General features: G+C 55.8%; 14 protein-coding genes. 6 read left to right on the top strand and 8 right to left on the bottom strand.

Annotated features, from left to right (window positions below; all coding sequences use genetic code 11):
* Positions 1–284 precede the first annotated feature (284 nt).
* Both P346_RS03680 and mdtD read left to right on the top strand, forming a co-directional pair.
* Positions 285–992 (top strand): FadR/GntR family transcriptional regulator, encoded by a 708-nt coding sequence (locus P346_RS03680; protein WP_023309775.1) that lies wholly within the window; start codon positions 285–287, stop codon positions 990–992.
* Positions 989–2422 carry a multidrug transporter subunit MdtD gene (gene mdtD / locus P346_RS03685; protein WP_032662098.1) on the top strand — a complete coding sequence of 478 codons (1434 nt, stop codon included), beginning with the start codon at positions 989–991 and terminating at the stop codon, positions 2420–2422. Before P346_RS03680 ends, mdtD begins: the two co-directional genes overlap by 4 nt.
* Here the strand turns inward: mdtD and rbsR are convergent.
* From rbsR to kup, 7 genes are all read right to left on the bottom strand, one after another.
* Positions 2388–3380, bottom strand: coding sequence for a ribose operon transcriptional repressor RbsR (rbsR, locus tag P346_RS03690; protein ID WP_152537874.1), 993 nt, complete (start codon positions 3378–3380; stop codon positions 2388–2390). The genes mdtD and rbsR overlap by 35 nt on opposite strands.
* Positions 3381–3383: 3 nt before the next feature.
* Positions 3384–4313: a ribokinase gene (gene rbsK / locus P346_RS03695; protein ID WP_032662107.1), complete on the bottom strand. Its 930-nt coding sequence runs from the start codon at positions 4311–4313 to the stop codon at positions 3384–3386.
* A 106-nt stretch (positions 4314–4419) separates the two neighbouring features.
* A complete protein-coding gene (gene rbsB, locus P346_RS03700) occupies positions 4420–5310 on the bottom strand; it encodes a ribose ABC transporter substrate-binding protein RbsB (protein ID WP_032662096.1) in 891 nt (296 codons plus the stop codon).
* 27 nt (positions 5311–5337) lie between these two features.
* Positions 5338–6303 carry a ribose ABC transporter permease gene (rbsC, locus tag P346_RS03705; RefSeq protein ID WP_006808742.1) on the bottom strand — a complete coding sequence of 322 codons (966 nt, stop codon included), beginning with the start codon at positions 6301–6303 and terminating at the stop codon, positions 5338–5340.
* Positions 6304–6307: 4 nt separating this feature from the next.
* The gene (rbsA, locus tag P346_RS03710) at positions 6308–7813 is read right to left on the bottom strand and encodes a ribose ABC transporter ATP-binding protein RbsA (protein ID WP_032662095.1); all 1506 of its coding nucleotides are present in this window, start codon (positions 7811–7813) and stop codon (positions 6308–6310) included.
* A gap of 7 nt (positions 7814–7820) precedes the next feature.
* Positions 7821–8240, bottom strand: a complete 420-nt coding sequence (gene rbsD, locus P346_RS03715) for a D-ribose pyranase (RefSeq protein ID WP_032662094.1) — start codon at positions 8238–8240, stop codon at positions 7821–7823.
* 226 nt (positions 8241–8466) lie between these two features.
* Positions 8467–10335: a low affinity potassium transporter Kup gene (gene kup / locus P346_RS03720; RefSeq protein ID WP_032662093.1), complete on the bottom strand. Its 1869-nt coding sequence runs from the start codon at positions 10333–10335 to the stop codon at positions 8467–8469.
* 222 nt (positions 10336–10557) lie between these two features.
* Here kup and ravA point away from each other — a divergent pair, with 222 nt between their 5' ends.
* Both ravA and viaA read left to right on the top strand, forming a co-directional pair.
* Positions 10558–12054 (top strand): ATPase RavA, encoded by a 1497-nt coding sequence (gene ravA, locus P346_RS03725; RefSeq protein WP_032662092.1) that lies wholly within the window; start codon positions 10558–10560, stop codon positions 12052–12054.
* Complete coding sequence (gene viaA / locus P346_RS03730) at positions 12048–13499, top strand: ATPase RavA stimulator ViaA (protein WP_032662091.1); 1452 nt, start codon at positions 12048–12050, stop codon at positions 13497–13499. Before ravA ends, viaA begins: the two co-directional genes overlap by 7 nt.
* Here the strand turns inward: viaA and asnA are convergent, their stop codons facing one another.
* Positions 13500–14492: an aspartate--ammonia ligase gene (gene asnA, locus P346_RS03735; RefSeq protein ID WP_032662090.1), complete on the bottom strand. Its 993-nt coding sequence runs from the start codon at positions 14490–14492 to the stop codon at positions 13500–13502.
* A gap of 151 nt (positions 14493–14643) precedes the next feature.
* On the opposite strand from asnA, the gene asnC reads away from it, so the two are divergent.
* A complete protein-coding gene (asnC, locus tag P346_RS03740; protein WP_023333916.1) occupies positions 14644–15102 on the top strand; it encodes a transcriptional regulator AsnC in 459 nt (152 codons plus the stop codon).
* A gap of 90 nt (positions 15103–15192) precedes the next feature.
* Entirely contained in the window at positions 15193–15642 is a 450-nt protein-coding gene (mioC, locus tag P346_RS03745) for an FMN-binding protein MioC (RefSeq protein WP_023309786.1), read from the top strand.
* Positions 15643–15647 lie beyond the last annotated feature (5 nt).

Raw genomic sequence — 15647 nt, 5'->3', positions numbered from 1 at the left:
CGGGGTGTGCATATTACGCTTTCCCGCTTCAGAGTCAAGCGTTTATTTTCGCTATTCTCTGCTGACCCGGCGGCGTGTGTGCCGTTGTTCCGTGTCAGTGGAGGCGCATTATAGGGAGTTATTCCGACGTGACAAGAGGAAATTTAAAAAAAGTTTCCATCCGCGTTTTTTTTCACCAATAGAGGTGAAATCAAGCTACAAATTGTTCTATTTGATGTATCTGCAACCACAATCACATTCGAGGTGGCATAATTATCAGCATGAATCTTTAAGGAATAAAAGCGATGCCATTAAGCGCACAACAGCTGGCCGCCCAAAAAAACCTGTCGTACGTGCTGGCAGAAAAGCTGGCCCAGCGGATTTTAGCGGGTAAATATGCCCCGGGTAGCATCCTGCCGGGTGAAATGGAGCTGGGTGAGCAGTTTGGGGTGAGCCGTACCGCCGTGCGCGAAGCGGTGAAAACCCTGACGGCAAAAGGTATGGTGCTTCCACGTCCTCGTATTGGCACACGCGTGATGCCACAGAGTAACTGGAATTTTCTCGATCAGGAGCTGCTCTCCTGGTGGATGACGGAAGATAACTTTCATCAGGTCGTCGATCACTTTCTGGTGATGCGCAGCAGCCTTGAACCTCAGGCATGTCTGCTTGCCGCCACGCTAGGAACGGCAGAGCAGAAAGCACAGCTTAACGCGCTGATGGAAGAGATGGTGTTCCTGAAAAAGCACTTCAACCGCGAACGCTGGGTTGAGGTCGATATGGCCTGGCATGAACACATCTATATGATGAGCGCCAATCCGTTCCTCACCTCTTTTGCCTCTTTATTTCATTCGGTGTATCACACCTACTTTACCTCTATTACGCAAAACGAAGTGGTAAAACTGGATTTGCACCAGGCGATAGTGGATGCCATCCAGGAAAGCGACGGGCAGCGAGCCCTGAGTGCGTGCCAGGCACTGCTGGCCGCGCCAACCCACCAGCAGGTAAATAAATGACAAAGAAAAAAGCGCGCAGCATGGCCGGATTGCCGTGGATTGCAGCCATGGCGTTTTTTATGCAGGCACTGGATGCCACCATCCTCAACACAGCGCTTCCCGCTATTGCGCAAAGCCTTAACCGCTCCCCGCTGGCGATGCAGTCCGCCATCATCAGCTACACCCTGACGGTCGCAATGTTAATTCCGGTCAGCGGCTGGCTGGCCGACCGCTTTGGCACCCGCAGAGTTTTCATGCTGGCCGTCACGCTCTTTACGCTCGGTTCGCTGGCCTGTGCGCTCTCCTCATCCTTAACGGAGCTGGTTATCTTCCGCGTACTACAGGGCATTGGCGGCGCGATGATGATGCCGGTGGCGCGCCTTGCCTTGCTGCGAGCCTACCCCAGGAGCGAACTGCTTCCCGTACTCAACTTCGTCACCATGCCGGGCCTGGTCGGTCCGATTCTTGGCCCGGTACTCGGTGGCGTGTTTGTCACCTGGGCAAGCTGGCACTGGATCTTCCTGATTAATATTCCAATTGGCGTTGCAGGGCTGCTGTATGCCCGCAAATATATGCCGAACTTCACCACGCCAAGACGCAGCTTCGACATGGGCGGCTTTTTCCTGTTTGGCCTGAGCCTGGTGTTATTCTCCAGCGGAATGGAGCTGTTTGGCGAGAAGATCGTCGCGACGTGGTTAGCGCTCTCCGTTATCCTCGGCGGTATTCTGTTATTCCTTCTTTATATACGTCACGCGCGCCGTCACCCGACGCCGTTAATTTCCCTGGGGCTCTTTAACACCCGAACGTTTTCCGTTGGGATTGCAGGGAACATTGCGTCTCGTCTGGGGACGGGTTGCGTACCGTTCCTGATGCCATTGATGCTGCAGGTGGGTTTCGGCTACCCGGCCCTGATTGCTGGCTGCATGATGGCGCCCACGGCAATGGGCTCGATTCTGGCAAAATCAACCGTTACACAGGTGCTGCGCTGGTTTGGCTATCGTAAGACGCTGGTTGGCGTGACGGTCTTTATCGGTCTGATGATTGCGCAGTTCTCGCTGCAATCCGCCGCGTTACCTGTCTGGATGCTGATCCTGCCGCTGTTTGTGTTGGGCATGGCGATGTCGACGCAGTTCACGTCAATGAACACCATCACCCTCGCCGATCTGACTGACGAGAACGCCAGCAGCGGCAACAGCGTGCTGGCGGTAACGCAACAGCTGTCGATCAGTTTAGGGGTTGCCGTGAGTGCAGCGGTGCTGAGGTTTTATGAAGGTTTTGACAGCGCGAATACCGTTGAGCAGTTCCACTATACCTTTATCACCATGGGCGCACTTACCGTGGTATCGGCGCTGGTCTTTATGCTGTTAAAACCGAAAGACGGCCGAAACCTGATTAAAGAGCGTCACAAAGAGAAAGCTAAACCGAACCGCGTTCCATCAGAACAGGAGTAAGCTGCAGGCGTTGCTGTTGCAGCGCGGGCTGCGCCATACGGTGGATCAACACATCGATGGCCAGCTCGCCCAGTTCATCTTTTGGCTGATGGATCGTGGTCAGCGGCGGCGTCATGTAGCTGGCCAGTTCGATATCGTCATAGCCAATCACCGCCATATCATCAGGCACGCGTAGCCCCGCCTGATACAACGCCTGGTAGGCACCAAACGCCATCGCGTCGTTACCAATAAACACCGCCTGCGGACGCGGCTTTTGCTCCAGCAGTTTCTGCATCGCCTCGAAACCGCCGTTAAACTCAAAGTCGCCGGTGATCCGGTAGCCATCAGGAATGGCGAGCCCCGCCCGTTCCATGGCAGAGAGATACCCTTCCAGACGCAAACGCGCCGGAGTTTTATCCAGCGGCCCCGTAATACAGGCGATGCGAGTGTGGCCTTTATCAATCAGATGCTGAGTCGCCATATCACCGCCCAGCAGGGAGTTATCCTGAATGAGATCGCTGGTTCCGTCGAACGGCGCCCAGTCCATCATCACTGTGGGAATCGAGGGATAGCGCTGGATGATCTCTTTCGAGGGCTGGTGCGTTTCGGTGCAGAGCAGGAGTAGACCGTCGACGCGTTTTTGCATCAGCGTCTCCAGGTTACGATTCATGCGCTGCTCGTCGCCCTCGGTATTGCACAGCACAAGGCTGTAGCCACGCTCGAAGCAGCTGCGCTCCACGCCGCGAACCAGTTCTGAATAAAAGGGGTTGGTACTGGCGGTGATCAGCATACCGATGGTGCGCGTCTGGTTGAGCTTAAGGCTGCGCGCCAGCGCAGACGGCGCATAGTTGAGTTCTTTTACCGCAGCTTCAACTTTCTCCCGAATCGCCTCGCTGACGAAGCGATCGTTGTTTATAACGTGGGAGACCGTCGAGGTAGAAACGCCCGCCATGCGGGCGACATCTTTCATTGTGGCCAAGCGTTACCCCTGCTGACTTAAGAATTCATCGATCTCTTTACGCCACGGAACGGAAGGCTGTGCGCCCTTGCGCGTCACCGCAATCGCGGCAGCTGCGTGTGCGAAGCGAATAGCGTCATCCATTCTCTTGCCTTCCAGCAGCGCGGTGACCAGTGCACCGTTAAAGGTATCTCCCGCTGCGATGGTATCAATCGCTTTGACCTTAAAACCCGGCACGCGACGGCCTTCGCCATTGACGCTTGCCCACACCCCACGGCTACCCAGGGTGATAATCACGGTGCCGATGCCCTTATCATGCAGTGCACGCGCGGCTCGCGCGGCATCGTCATCATTTTCTACGCGAATGCCCGTCAGCTTTTCGGCTTCGGTTTCGTTCGGCGTAATGATGTCCACCAGCGCCAGCAGCTCGTCTGATAATACACGGGCTGGGGCCGGGTTAAGTACGACAGTGGTATGATTTTCATGCGCAATTTTCGCAGCGGCCAGCACGCTTTCAACCGGTGACTCCAGCTGCATCAGCAGGGCTTCCGCTCCGGCGATGATGGCACGTTGCGCTTCGACGCGCTCCGTCGTCAGCGCAGCGTTAGCACCCGCATGAATACCGATGACATTCTCACCTTCAGCGTTAACGAAAATCAGCGCCACGCCGGTCGATTCCCCTGCAACCACGCTGACCGGTGCAATATCAATATTGTCGCTCGCCAGCTGTTTGCGTACGCGCTCACCGGTATCGTCATCACCCGTGCAGGCGATAAACGCAATATTCGCCCCGCTACGACCGGCGGCGACGGCCTGGTTGGCACCTTTACCGCCAAATGCCACCTGATACTGGTTACCCGTGACGGTTTCGCCCGGTGCAGGGAACGATTCAAGGTTAAGAATGTGATCGGCATTGATACTGCCAAGGACGACGAGGTTGCCTGCGGTTTTCATGGTTGGGTTGTCCATCTGAGAGCGCCACCGGTGTTACCCGGTGGCGTATGCCACACTTTTCTTTATTGGTGTCCCTCAGGCAGCCAGCGACTGCCTGATTCGCCTTTTACTGCTTGATGACCAGCTTCAGGTCAACCGGGTATTTGGCCTGAACTTTTTCGCCCTTCAGCACTTTGTCGGCAGTTTCAACGCCAGTGGCGCCAATCTGCTCAGGCAGCTGAGCGATGGTCGCAGCCAGTTTGCCATCGTTTACCGCTTTTTCACCATCCGGCGTGCCGTCAAATCCGACAACCATCACATCAGATTTACCTGCGGTCTGCAGGGCACGCAGCGCGCCCAGCGCCATTTCGTCGTTCTGCGCGAATACCGCCTGCACATCAGGGTGCGCGGTCAGCAGGTTCTGCATAACGTTCAGACCTTTAGTACGGTCGAAGTCTGCCGGCTGGCTGACCAACACGTTGAATTTGTGTGCAGCCACAGCCTGCTGGAAGCCTTCACCACGCTCGCGAGCTGCGGAAGTCCCGGCAATCCCCTGCAGTTCGATAACTTTCGCGCCTTCGCCGGCTTTCTTCGCGATGTAATCACCGGCGATTTTGCCGCCCAGCACGTTATCAGACGCAATGTGGCTGACCACTTCGCCTTTAGTTGCCTGACGGTCCAGGGTGATTACCGGGATCTTCGCCTGGTTTGCCATCTTCACGGCGTTGCCTACGGCATCAGAATCGGTTGGGTTGATCAGCAGAATTTTGGTGCCGCGAACGGTTAAGTCCTGAACGTTAGCTAGCTCTTTCGCCGGGTTGTTCTGTGAATCCAGAACCACCAGGTTGTAGCCCAGCTTGTCCGCTTCTTTCTGCGCACCGTCCTTCAGGGAGACGAAGAACGGGTTGTTCAGGGTAGAGACAACCAGCGCGATGGTTTCTTTCGCCATGGCGTTAGCACTTACGGTTGCGCTCAGCGCGACAGCAGAAACCAGGGTAGCCAGTTTTTTCATGTTCATATCTAAGATGTCCTGTAGTGTCGTCAGTTACTGTTTTTTGTTGTCTACCAGTACCGCCAGCAAAATCACCACTGCCTTAACGATCATCTGGTAATAGGAGGAAACACCTAACAAATTCAAACCATTATTCAGGAAACCAAGAATCAGTGCGCCGATCAATGTCCCAACAATGCGACCTTTACCGCCCGCAAGACTCGTACCGCCCAGAACCACTGCCGCGATAGCATCCAGCTCATATCCCGTACCCGCCGTCGGCTGCGCGGAGGAGAGGCGCGCCACTTCGATGATGCCTGCCAGTGACGCCAGCAGACCGCACAGGGAATAAACGATAATTTTGACTTTATTAACGCTGATACCGGACAGGCGCGTTGCCGCTTCGTTACCGCCCAGCGCATAGATATAACGACCCAGACGGGTGTGGTGCAGCATGTACCACGCCGCCAGGAAGACGATAGCCATGATCCAGACCGGCGTCGGGACACCCAGCGGGCGACCGATACCGAACCAGCCAAACAGATCCGCGTTATCGGTAAAGCCGGTATTGACCGGGCTGCCGTTGGTGTAAACCATGGTCACACCGCGCAGCAGCAGCATCATCACCAGCGTGGCGATGAACGCCTGAACGCGGCCTTTTGCCACAATCACGCCGGTTACGGCACCAATCGCCGCGCCTGCCGCCAGGGCAGCGGCCACGGCCACCAGCGCGTTGACTTCAATGCCGACAATCGAAGCGGCGATCGCACCGGTGAGCGCCAGCAGGGAACCGACGGACAGATCGATACCCGAGGTCAAAATCACCAGCGTCATGCCGACCGCCATAATGGCGTTCACCGACGTCTGCTGCAGAATGTTGAACAGGTTATTAACGGTGAAAAAGTTCGGGCTCATGGTCGATACAATCGCGATCAGCACCAGCAGGGCAATCAGCGATTTTTGTTCCATCAGCCATGCCTTTGTGAAATAGCGGCGACCAGAAACAGCCTGGGTAGTCATCTTCTTACTCCTGATTCACGCGATTAAGCTTGCCCACAGCGGCAGCCATCAGAACTTCCTGGGTGGCCTGCTCGCGAGTGAATTCACCGCCGAGATGCCCTTCATGCATGACGATAATGCGATCGCTCATGCCTAATACTTCTGGCATCTCGGAAGAGACCAGAATGATGCTCAGACCGTCGGCCTTGAACTGGTTAATCAGCTGATAGATCTCTTTCTTCGCGCCCACGTCCACGCCGCGGGTTGGCTCGTCGAGGATCAGCACTTTCGGGCGCGTCATCAGCCCGCGCGCAATCGCCACTTTCTGCTGATTACCGCCGGATAAGAGGCCAATCGCCTGCTCCATAGACGGGGTTTTGACGTTAAAGAGGCGGATAAAATCGCTCACCGCCTGCTGCTCATCTTTATGCTTCAGGCTACCGCCGCTATGGCTGAAATAGCGCAGCGCGGTCAGGGACATGTTCTCTTTAACTGACATCCCCAGCACAAGGCCGTCGCGTTTGCGGTCTTCGGAGATATAGACGATGCCGTTCGCCAGACCATCCTGCGGAGAGCGGGTGACCACTTCATGACCGTCGAGAGTGACATAACCGCTGGTGCGCGGCAGTGCGCCGTACAACACTTTCATCAGCTCGGTACGTCCGGCACCCATCAGGCCCGCCACGCCCAGGATCTCGCCCTGGCGCAGGGTAAAGGTCACGTCGTTCACGCCCGGACCGCAGAGGTTGTCCACCTTCAGGCGGATCTCACCCGGCGCTTTATCCAGATGCGGATACTGATCTTCGAGCTTGCGTCCCACCATCATTTCGATCAGCGTATCTTCGGTCAGCGTCGCCACTTCGCGCTCGGCAATAAACTGCCCGTCGCGGAAGACGGTGACGTCATCGCAGATTTCGAAGATCTCTTTCATACGGTGAGAGATATAGACAATCCCGCGCCCCTGCGACTTCAGCTCGCGGATCACGCGGAACAGGGATTCGGTTTCGGTATCGGTCAGGGCGTCGGTCGGTTCATCCATAATGATGACCTTCGACTCAAAGCTCAGCACCTTGGCAATTTCCACCATCTGCTGATCGCCAATCGAAAGATCGCCTACCAGACGGTCGCTCTTAAAGCGCAGGTTCAGCTTCGCCAGCAGCTTGTCCGCTTCGGCGTACATGGTTTTCCAGTCGATTTTGCCGAACCGGTTAACAAACTCGCGGCCGAGGAAGATGTTTTCCGCAATGGTGAGCTGAGGAATGAGGTTCAGCTCCTGGTGAATAATACCGATTCCCGCTTCCTGAGAGGATTTCGGGCCGGTGAAGGTGGTCTCTTTCCCCAGCCAGACGAGTGAACCGGCATCGCGTTGATAGATACCGGTCAGCACTTTCATCATGGTGGATTTGCCGGCACCGTTTTCGCCCACCAGCGCCATCACGCGCCCGGGGTAGACGTTCAGCGCCGCGCCGGAGAGGGCTTTTACGCCCGGGAACGACTTATCGATCCCTTTAAGCTGCAGTAATGCGTCCATGATGGCCTCAGAAGGTGACGCCAGCACAGAGAATGATATTCGCATACGGGGAACACTCCCCGCTGCGAATCACCGCCTGACTGTCTGCGGTTTGTTGTTTGAACTGTTCGTGCGTCGTGTAACGAATTTCTATGGTGTTTCCCTGGTGTTGTTGCAGTTGCTCAATATGGCTGAGCAACGTTTCGTGGAGTTGCGGATTATGTTGTTTGATTTCCGCCGCGAGAATGGCTGCCTCAACCTGCATCTCCGCGGTCACCACATCCAGCACCTGCATAAACGAGGGTACACCCTGCGTTAACGCCATATCGATACGGGTTGTGCTGCGCGGAACCGGTAAGCCTGCATCGCAAACCACCAGCGTATCGGTATGCCCAAGGCGGGAAATAACCGATGAGATTTCTGAGTTGAGTACCGTGCCTTTCTTCATTTTCTTGCTCCACTAGCGAAACGTTTCGCTGACATCAGTTTAATCTCAAGAATGTTCAGAAAACCATCATGACGTAACAGATTTGTGATCGACGTCGAAACGTTTCGCTAAGTGAAATGGAGTGGAGGTAAATGCAAAACGGTAACCCCAAGGTTACCGTTTTTTATGTTTGCGCCCTCTCCCTGTGGGAGAGGGTCGGGGTGAGGGCATCAGGCCGCACAAAGACTTAGATCTCGACCTGCGTCCCCAGCTCAATCACGCGGTTAGGCGGGATCTCAAACTGGTCAGGCGCGCGCAGGGCGTTACGCTGCAGGATGAGGTACAGCTTGCCGCGCAGGCGCAGATACCACGGACGCTTGCCGATGATCAGCGACTCGTGCGACATAAAGAACGAGGTCTCCATCATCCGGCAGCTCAGCCCTTCCAGGCCGCAGCGGTGGAATACCTCTTCCACGTTTGGCGTTTCACGCCAGCCGTAGCTTGCCACCACGCGCCAGAAGGTCGGCGACAGCTGCTCGATCTGCACGCGACGCACGTTGTGAACATACGGCGCATCTTCGGTACGCAGCGTCAGCAGGATCACGCGCTCGTGCAGCACTTTGTTGTGCTTGAGGTTATGCATCAGCGCGAACGGAATGACGTTCAGCGCGCGAGACATATATACCGCAGTACCCGGCACGCGGACCGGCGGGGATTTCTCCAGAGAAGCAATCATCGCCTCAAGAGAGTTCCCGTGCTCGTGCATGCGGCGCAGCAGGCGGAAGCGCTCGCTTTTCCAGGTAGTCATGACAATAAACATCACCAGACCCAGCGTCAGCGGCAGCCAGCCACCGGAGACAATTTTGTCAAGGTTCGCAGAGAACAGCGGCACGTCGATAAACAGGAAGCCCACCAGAATCATCGCCACGAGGAATTTATTCCAGTGCCAGTTTCGGTACGCCACCGTGGTGGAGAGAATCGATGTCAGCACCATCGTACCCGTTACCGCAATACCGTACGCCGCAGCCAGGTTACTGGAGTGCTCGAAGCTGACGATAACAATAACAACAGCGAAATAGAGGAGCCAGTTAACGAACGGAATGTAGATCTGGCCCGACTCCATCTCTGAGGTATGGATGATGCGCATTGGCGAGAGATAACCCAGACGCACGGCCTGGCGCGTCAGAGAAAACACGCCGGAAATCACCGCCTGGGAGGCAATAACGGTCGCCAGCGTCGCCAGGATCAGCATCGGCACCAGCGCCCAGTCGGGCGCCAGCAGGAAGAACGGGTTCTTGATCGCTTCCGGGTTTTTAAGCAGCAGCGCGCCCTGACCGAAGTAGTTCAGCACCAGCGACGGCAGCACCACAATAAACCATGCCACGCGGATAGGTAGCTTCCCGAAGTGGCCCATGTCAGCATACAGCGCTTCTACACCGGTGATGGAGAGCACGACGGCCCCCAGCGCCACGAAGGAAACCACTTTGTATTCGAGGAAAAAATGCACGGCCCAATAAGGGTTCAGCGCATGCAGCACTTCCGGGTTCGCGATAATGCTGCGCAAGCCAAGCGCCGCCAGGATCAGGAACCAGGCCAGCATAATCGGCGCAAACAGTTTGCCCACCAGCCCTGTACCGTGCTTCTGGATCATGAACAGCAGAGTCAGGACAATAATGGCCAGCGGAACCACCCATGAATCGAGCTGCGGAGCGATAATCTCCAGCCCCTCAATCGCCGACAGCACCGAGATAGCCGGCGTTATCACCACTTCCCCGTAGAAGAAACTGCCGCCAATCAGGCCGATAATGACCAGCACCGAGGTCATCCTGGCCGAGGTATTACGCCCGGCAAGAGACATCAGGGTCAGGATCCCACCTTCACCTGCGTTATCAGCACGCATAACGAAGGAGAGATATTTAACGGAAACCACCAGGATCAGCAGCCAGAAAATGAGGGACAGGAAGCCAAACACGGCATCGCGTTCAACACCAAAACCAAACTGGCCGGACAGACATTCACGAAGCGTATAAAGCGGGCTGGTGCCGATATCACCGTAGACAACCCCGATCGCCGCAAGCGTTATTGCGGGTAATGATTGCTTATTATCAGTGCTCATAGACTAGTCTTTTCGTTTAAATAACAAATGTGTTCCCGGTCCCTTGGCCCACAAAAAGCGCACAGTATGCACGATTCATTGCAAAATCGTACCCCTAAATGCAACCGCATTAATGTAGCGCAAAGAAAATTGCGCCGCACTTCAGTCTATTACCAGCCCTGACTGAAACGTCTATACTCGCTTCAATTGGCCGCCACGACGGCGAAAGGATGCAAAACTATTATGGCTCACTCACATTTATTAGCAGAAAGAATTTCCCGCCTCAGCAGCGCGCTGGAGAAAGGCCTATTCGAGCGTAGCCACGCCATCCGCCTCTGTTTACTGGCGGCGTTGAGCGGTGAGAGCGTGTTTTTGCTGGGACCGCCGGGCATTGCCAAAAGCCTGATTGCCCGCAGGCTAAAATTTGCTTTTCAGAACGCCCGCGCTTTCGAATATCTCATGACCCGGTTTTCCACCCCAGAAGAAGTTTTTGGCCCGCTTTCTATTCAGGCGCTGAAAGATGAAGGGCGCTATGAGCGTTTGACGGCGGGATATCTTCCTGAGGCTGAAATCGTCTTTCTTGATGAGATCTGGAAAGCCGGCCCGGCTATTCTGAACACCCTGCTCACGGCGATAAACGAACGTCGATTCCGTAACGGCGCCAGTGAAGAGAAAATCCCGATGCGCCTGCTGGTGGCCGCCTCTAACGAACTGCCTGAAGCCGACAGCAGTCTGGAAGCGCTGTATGACCGTATGCTGATCCGCCTGTGGCTGGACAAAGTGCAGGATAAGTCCAACTTCCGCTCCATGCTGGTCAGCCAGCAGGATGAAAGTGAAAACCCGGTATCCGCTTCGCTGCAGGTGACGGATGAGGAGTATCAACAGTGGCAGCAGGATATCGGCAAAATCAAACTGCCTGACGCCGTATTCGAGCTGATCTATCTGCTGCGCCAGCAGCTTGATCTCATTCCTTCAGCGCCCTATGTCTCCGATCGCCGGTGGAAAAAAGCGATCCGCCTGCTGCAGGCGAGCGCCCTGTTCAGCGGGCGTGATGCCGTCGCGCCAATCGATCTGATCCTGCTGAAAGATTGTCTCTGGCACGATGCTGAAGGCATGAACCTGATGCAGCAGCAGCTTGACGTTTTGATGACCGGACACGCCTGGGGACAGCAGGCAATGCTCAACCAGCTGGGGGCGATTGCCCAGCGGCGCATCCAGCTCCAGCAGCAGCAAAGTGATAAAACCGCGCTGAAAGTGAATCGCCTTGGGGGCATGTTCGCGCGCAAACCGCACTATGAGCTTCCAGCCGATCTGACCGGCGCAACGCTCACGCTGTTGCTCCAGCAGCCGCTCAAACTGCATGATATGCAGGTGGTGCACATAACGATTGAGCGCGAGGCGCTGGCGCAGTGGCTGGATAAGGGCGGAGAGATCCGAGGAAAACTCAACGGCATTGGTTTCGCGCAGCCGCTGAATATGGAAGTGGACAGCAGCCAGCACCTGGTGATCCGCGACGTCAGCCTCCAGGGATCGCGTCTGGCGCTTCCGGGAACCGCCTCTGACAGCGTGCCGGAAGAGATTAAGCAGCAGCTGGAAGCGCTGGATACCGAATGGCATCAGCAGCACACCCGCTTTAGCGAGCAGCAAAAATGCCTCTTTATTCATAGCGACTGGTTAGGTCGCATCGAAGCCAGCCTGCAGGACGTCAGCGCGCAGATCAAACAGGCGCGTCAATGCTAACGCTGGATACGCTTAACGTCATGCTGGCCGTCAGCGAGGAGGGGTTGATCGAAGAAGTGGTCATTACCCTTCTGGCGTCGCCGCAGCTGGCGGCGTTTTTTGAAAAATTTCCAAAGCTTAAAAAGGCGATGACGGACGATCTGCCCCGCTGGCGGGAAAATTTGCGTCAGCGGTTCAGGGAGACCGAAGTTCCGCCTGAGTTAACGGAAGAGGTGGCCTGCTATCAGCAGTGCCAGCGGCTCTCCACGTCGCAGTTTATCGTCCAGCTCCCGCAAACCCTTACGCTGCTTGATAAAGTCCACTCTCCGTTTGCCAGCCAGGCCCGGGCGCTGGTCACGGATAACGCCACGTTTACACCCGCACTGCATACCCTCTTCTTACAGCGCTGGCGCCTCAGCCTGGTGGTTCAGGCCACAACGCTGAACCAGCAGCTGCTGGACGAAGAGCGTGAACAGCTGCTCAGTGAAGTTCAGGAACGGATGACGCTGAGCGGCCAGCTAGAACAGGTGCTGGTGGAGAATGAAAACGCCGCAGGGCGTCTCTGGGATATGAGCGCCGGTCAGCTCCGGCGCGGGGATTATCAGCTGATCGTCAAATACGGCGATTTTCTGGCGCAGCAGCCCGAGCTGATGAAGCTTGCAGAACAGCTGGGTCGCTCAAGGGAGGCAAAGTCGGTCCCAAAGAAAGATGCCCCGATGGAAACCTTCCGCACCCTGGTGCGCGAACCGGCTACCGTGCCGGAGCAGGTGGACGGGCTCCAGCAGAGCGACGACATCTTACGCCTGCTGCCCACGGAACTGAGCACGCTGGGGATGACCGAGCTGGAGTATGAGTTCTATCGTCGGCTGGTGGAAAAACAGCTTCTCACCTACCGACTGCACGGCGAAGCCTGGCGCGAGAAAGTCAGCCAACGGCCGGTGGTCCATCAGGACTTTGATGAACAGCCGCGCGGGCCATTCATCGTTTGCGTGGATACGTCCGGATCGATGGGCGGGTTTAACGAGCAGTGTGCGAAGGCATTCTGTCTGGCACTGATGCGCGTGGCTCTTGCCGATCGCCGTCGCTGCTTCATCATGCTCTTCTCCAGCGAGGTGGTGGGCTATGAGCTGACGAACCAGCAGGGGATCGAGCAGGCAATCCGCTTCCTGAGCCAGCGCTTTCGCGGCGGCACGGATCTGGCCAGCTGCTTTCGCAGCATTGTGGAGCGTATGCAGGGCGGCGACTGGTACGACGCTGACGCGGTGGTGATTTCCGATTTTATTGCCCAGCGGCTGCCGGATGACGTGGTGAATAAGGTGAAGGAGTTACAGCGGGTGCATCAGCACCGTTTTCATGCGGTGGCGATGTCCGCTCATGGAAAACCCGGCATCATGCGCATCTTCGATCATATCTGGCGCTTTGATACCGGGCTGCGTAGCCGCCTGCTCAGACGCTGGCGGCGTTAATTACAGAAGAGAGCCAACTCTTTCGCGCACCTGCTGCGGCCAGACGCCACACTGAACCTGACCGATATGGGGTAATTGCAGCAGCAGCATGGTCAAACGGGACTGGCCGATACCGCCGCCGATCGTCTGAGGCATTTCACCGCGCAGCAGCGCCTGGTGCCACTCGAGTTTGAGACGATCGTCATCACCGGTGACCGCCAGCTGGCGCTTCAGCGCGTCAGCATCCACGCGGATCCCCATAGAAGAGAGCTCGAATGCGTCTTCCAGAACCGGGTTCCACACCAGAATATCACCGTTCAGACCGGCAAATTCGCCCTCACCCACAGTGCTCCAGTCATCATAGTCCGGCGCGCGAACGTCGTGACGTTTGCCGTCAGACAATTTCCCGCCGATCCCAATTAGAAATACCGCGCCCAGCTCTTTGGCAATCGCACGCTCGCGGCCTTTGGCATCCAGACCCGGGAAGCGGCTCAGCAATTCCTGACTGTGAACAAAGTGGATCGTATCCGGCAGGAACGGTGCCAGACCAAACTCTTTGCTCACGGCCGCTTCGGTTGCTTTGATTCCGGCGTAGATCGCCTCAACGGTAGATTTCAGCGTGCCAACGTGGCGCTCGCCGTCACCCATCACGCGCTCCCAGTCCCACTGGTCAACATAGACAGAGTGAATTGGGGTGAGGCGGTCTTCATCGGGACGAAGGGCTTTCATGTGCGTGTAGAGCCCTTCGCCCGCGCTGAAGTCGTGTTGCCCCAGGGTTTGACGCTTCCACTTCGCCAGGGAATGAACCACTTCGAACTGAGCGTCTGGCAGTGTTTTCACTTTCACCTGTACCGCTTTTTCGCATCCAGACAGGTTATCCTGGGTCCCGTCACCCACGCGGCTCAGAATTGGCGCCTGGACTTCAATTAGCCCAAGTTTATCTTCCAGCTGGCGGGAAAAATGGGATTTAACGAAACTGATCTGGCGTTGTTTTGCGATGTAAGCGGTTTTCATTATTTATACTCCTGCGTCCTGTTGATATTGATTAAGCAACAGAAATGGCATCAGATTCAATAACCCATCAATAAAAAGCCGCCTTAACTTTTGATTCGATAAAATTAAACGCTAGAATAGAGTGATTCATTAATCTTCATAAGAAAAAACTATGGAAAATTATCAGATCGACAATCTCGACCGCGGCATCCTGGAGGCGTTAATGGCCAATGCCCGTACCGCCTACGCCGAACTGGCAAAACAGTTTGGCGTCAGCCCGGGAACCATCCACGTTCGCGTAGAGAAGATGAAGCAGGCGGGGATCATTACCGGCGCACGCATTGACGTCAGTCCTAAACATCTGGGTTACGACGTCTGCTGCTTCATCGGCATCATTCTTAAAAGCGCCAAAGACTATCCTTCCGCCCTGGCGAAGCTGAACGCGCTGGATGAAGTCACCGAGGCGTATTACACCACCGGGCATTACAGCATCTTTATTAAAGTCATGTGCCGATCCATCGATGCCCTCCAGCAGGTACTTATCAACAAGATCCAAACAATCGATGAAATTCAGTCCACCGAGACGCTGATCTCCCTGCAAAACCCGATCATGCGTACCATCCGCCCGTGATCGGGCAAATTCATTCCCACATTTTCCACAGGTAGATCCCAGCTCGTTCACAGCGTACAATGGCCGTCTCTTTATCTGGGCGAGCGATCAATGGCGGACATTACCCTTATCAGCGGCAGTACCCTTGGTGGTGCGGAATACGTAGCGGAACACCTGGCTGAAAAGCTGGAAGATGCGGGCTTTTCCACGGAAACCCTGCACGGCCCGTTGCTTGAAGATCTCCCGACTGACGGGGTCTGGCTGCTGATCACCTCCACGCACGGCGCGGGCGATCTGCCGGATAACCTGCAACCTTTATATGACGAACTGCTGGAACAGCAGCCCGACCTGTCAAACGTCCGTTTTGGCGCGGTGGGGATCGGCAGTCGTGAATATGACACCTTCTGCGGGGCAATAGAGAAAGTTGAAGCCGCTGTTACCTCCTGCGGAGCAAAACAGCTGGGCGAAACGCTCAAGATCAACATCCTCGATCATGACATTCCGGAGGATCCAGCCGAGATCTGGCTCGCGGAATGGAAAAATTTACTCAAAAACGATTAAAGATC

It is taken from the genome of Enterobacter sp. DC1 (genome assembly GCF_000568075.1).
GTDB lineage: Bacteria > Pseudomonadota > Gammaproteobacteria > Enterobacterales > Enterobacteriaceae > Enterobacter > Enterobacter asburiae.
Note: the sequence above shows the minus strand (reverse complement) of the source record. Positions and strands in the feature narration are given on the sequence as shown.

What these genes read in the sequence shown, in the direction of transcription:
- asnA (WP_032662090.1), bottom strand. Translation starts at nt 14,492, where the DNA reads ATGAAAACCGCTTACATCGCAAAACAACGCCAGATCAGTTTCGTTAAA.
- rbsC (WP_006808742.1), bottom strand. Translation starts at nt 6,303, where the DNA reads ATGACTACCCAGGCTGTTTCTGGTCGCCGCTATTTCACAAAGGCATGG.
- viaA (WP_032662091.1), top strand. Translation starts at nt 12,048, where the DNA reads ATGCTAACGCTGGATACGCTTAACGTCATGCTGGCCGTCAGCGAGGAG.
- ravA (WP_032662092.1), top strand. Translation starts at nt 10,558, where the DNA reads ATGGCTCACTCACATTTATTAGCAGAAAGAATTTCCCGCCTCAGCAGC.
- mdtD (WP_032662098.1), top strand. Translation starts at nt 989, where the DNA reads ATGACAAAGAAAAAAGCGCGCAGCATGGCCGGATTGCCGTGGATTGCA.
- asnC (WP_023333916.1), top strand. Translation starts at nt 14,644, where the DNA reads ATGGAAAATTATCAGATCGACAATCTCGACCGCGGCATCCTGGAGGCG.
- P346_RS03680 (WP_023309775.1), top strand. Translation starts at nt 285, where the DNA reads ATGCCATTAAGCGCACAACAGCTGGCCGCCCAAAAAAACCTGTCGTAC.
- rbsB (WP_032662096.1), bottom strand. Translation starts at nt 5,310, where the DNA reads ATGAACATGAAAAAACTGGCTACCCTGGTTTCTGCTGTCGCGCTGAGC.
- kup (WP_032662093.1), bottom strand. Translation starts at nt 10,335, where the DNA reads ATGAGCACTGATAATAAGCAATCATTACCCGCAATAACGCTTGCGGCG.
- mioC (WP_023309786.1), top strand. Translation starts at nt 15,193, where the DNA reads ATGGCGGACATTACCCTTATCAGCGGCAGTACCCTTGGTGGTGCGGAA.
- rbsA (WP_032662095.1), bottom strand. Translation starts at nt 7,813, where the DNA reads ATGGACGCATTACTGCAGCTTAAAGGGATCGATAAGTCGTTCCCGGGC.
- rbsD (WP_032662094.1), bottom strand. Translation starts at nt 8,240, where the DNA reads ATGAAGAAAGGCACGGTACTCAACTCAGAAATCTCATCGGTTATTTCC.
- rbsK (WP_032662107.1), bottom strand. Translation starts at nt 4,313, where the DNA reads ATGAAAACCGCAGGCAACCTCGTCGTCCTTGGCAGTATCAATGCCGAT.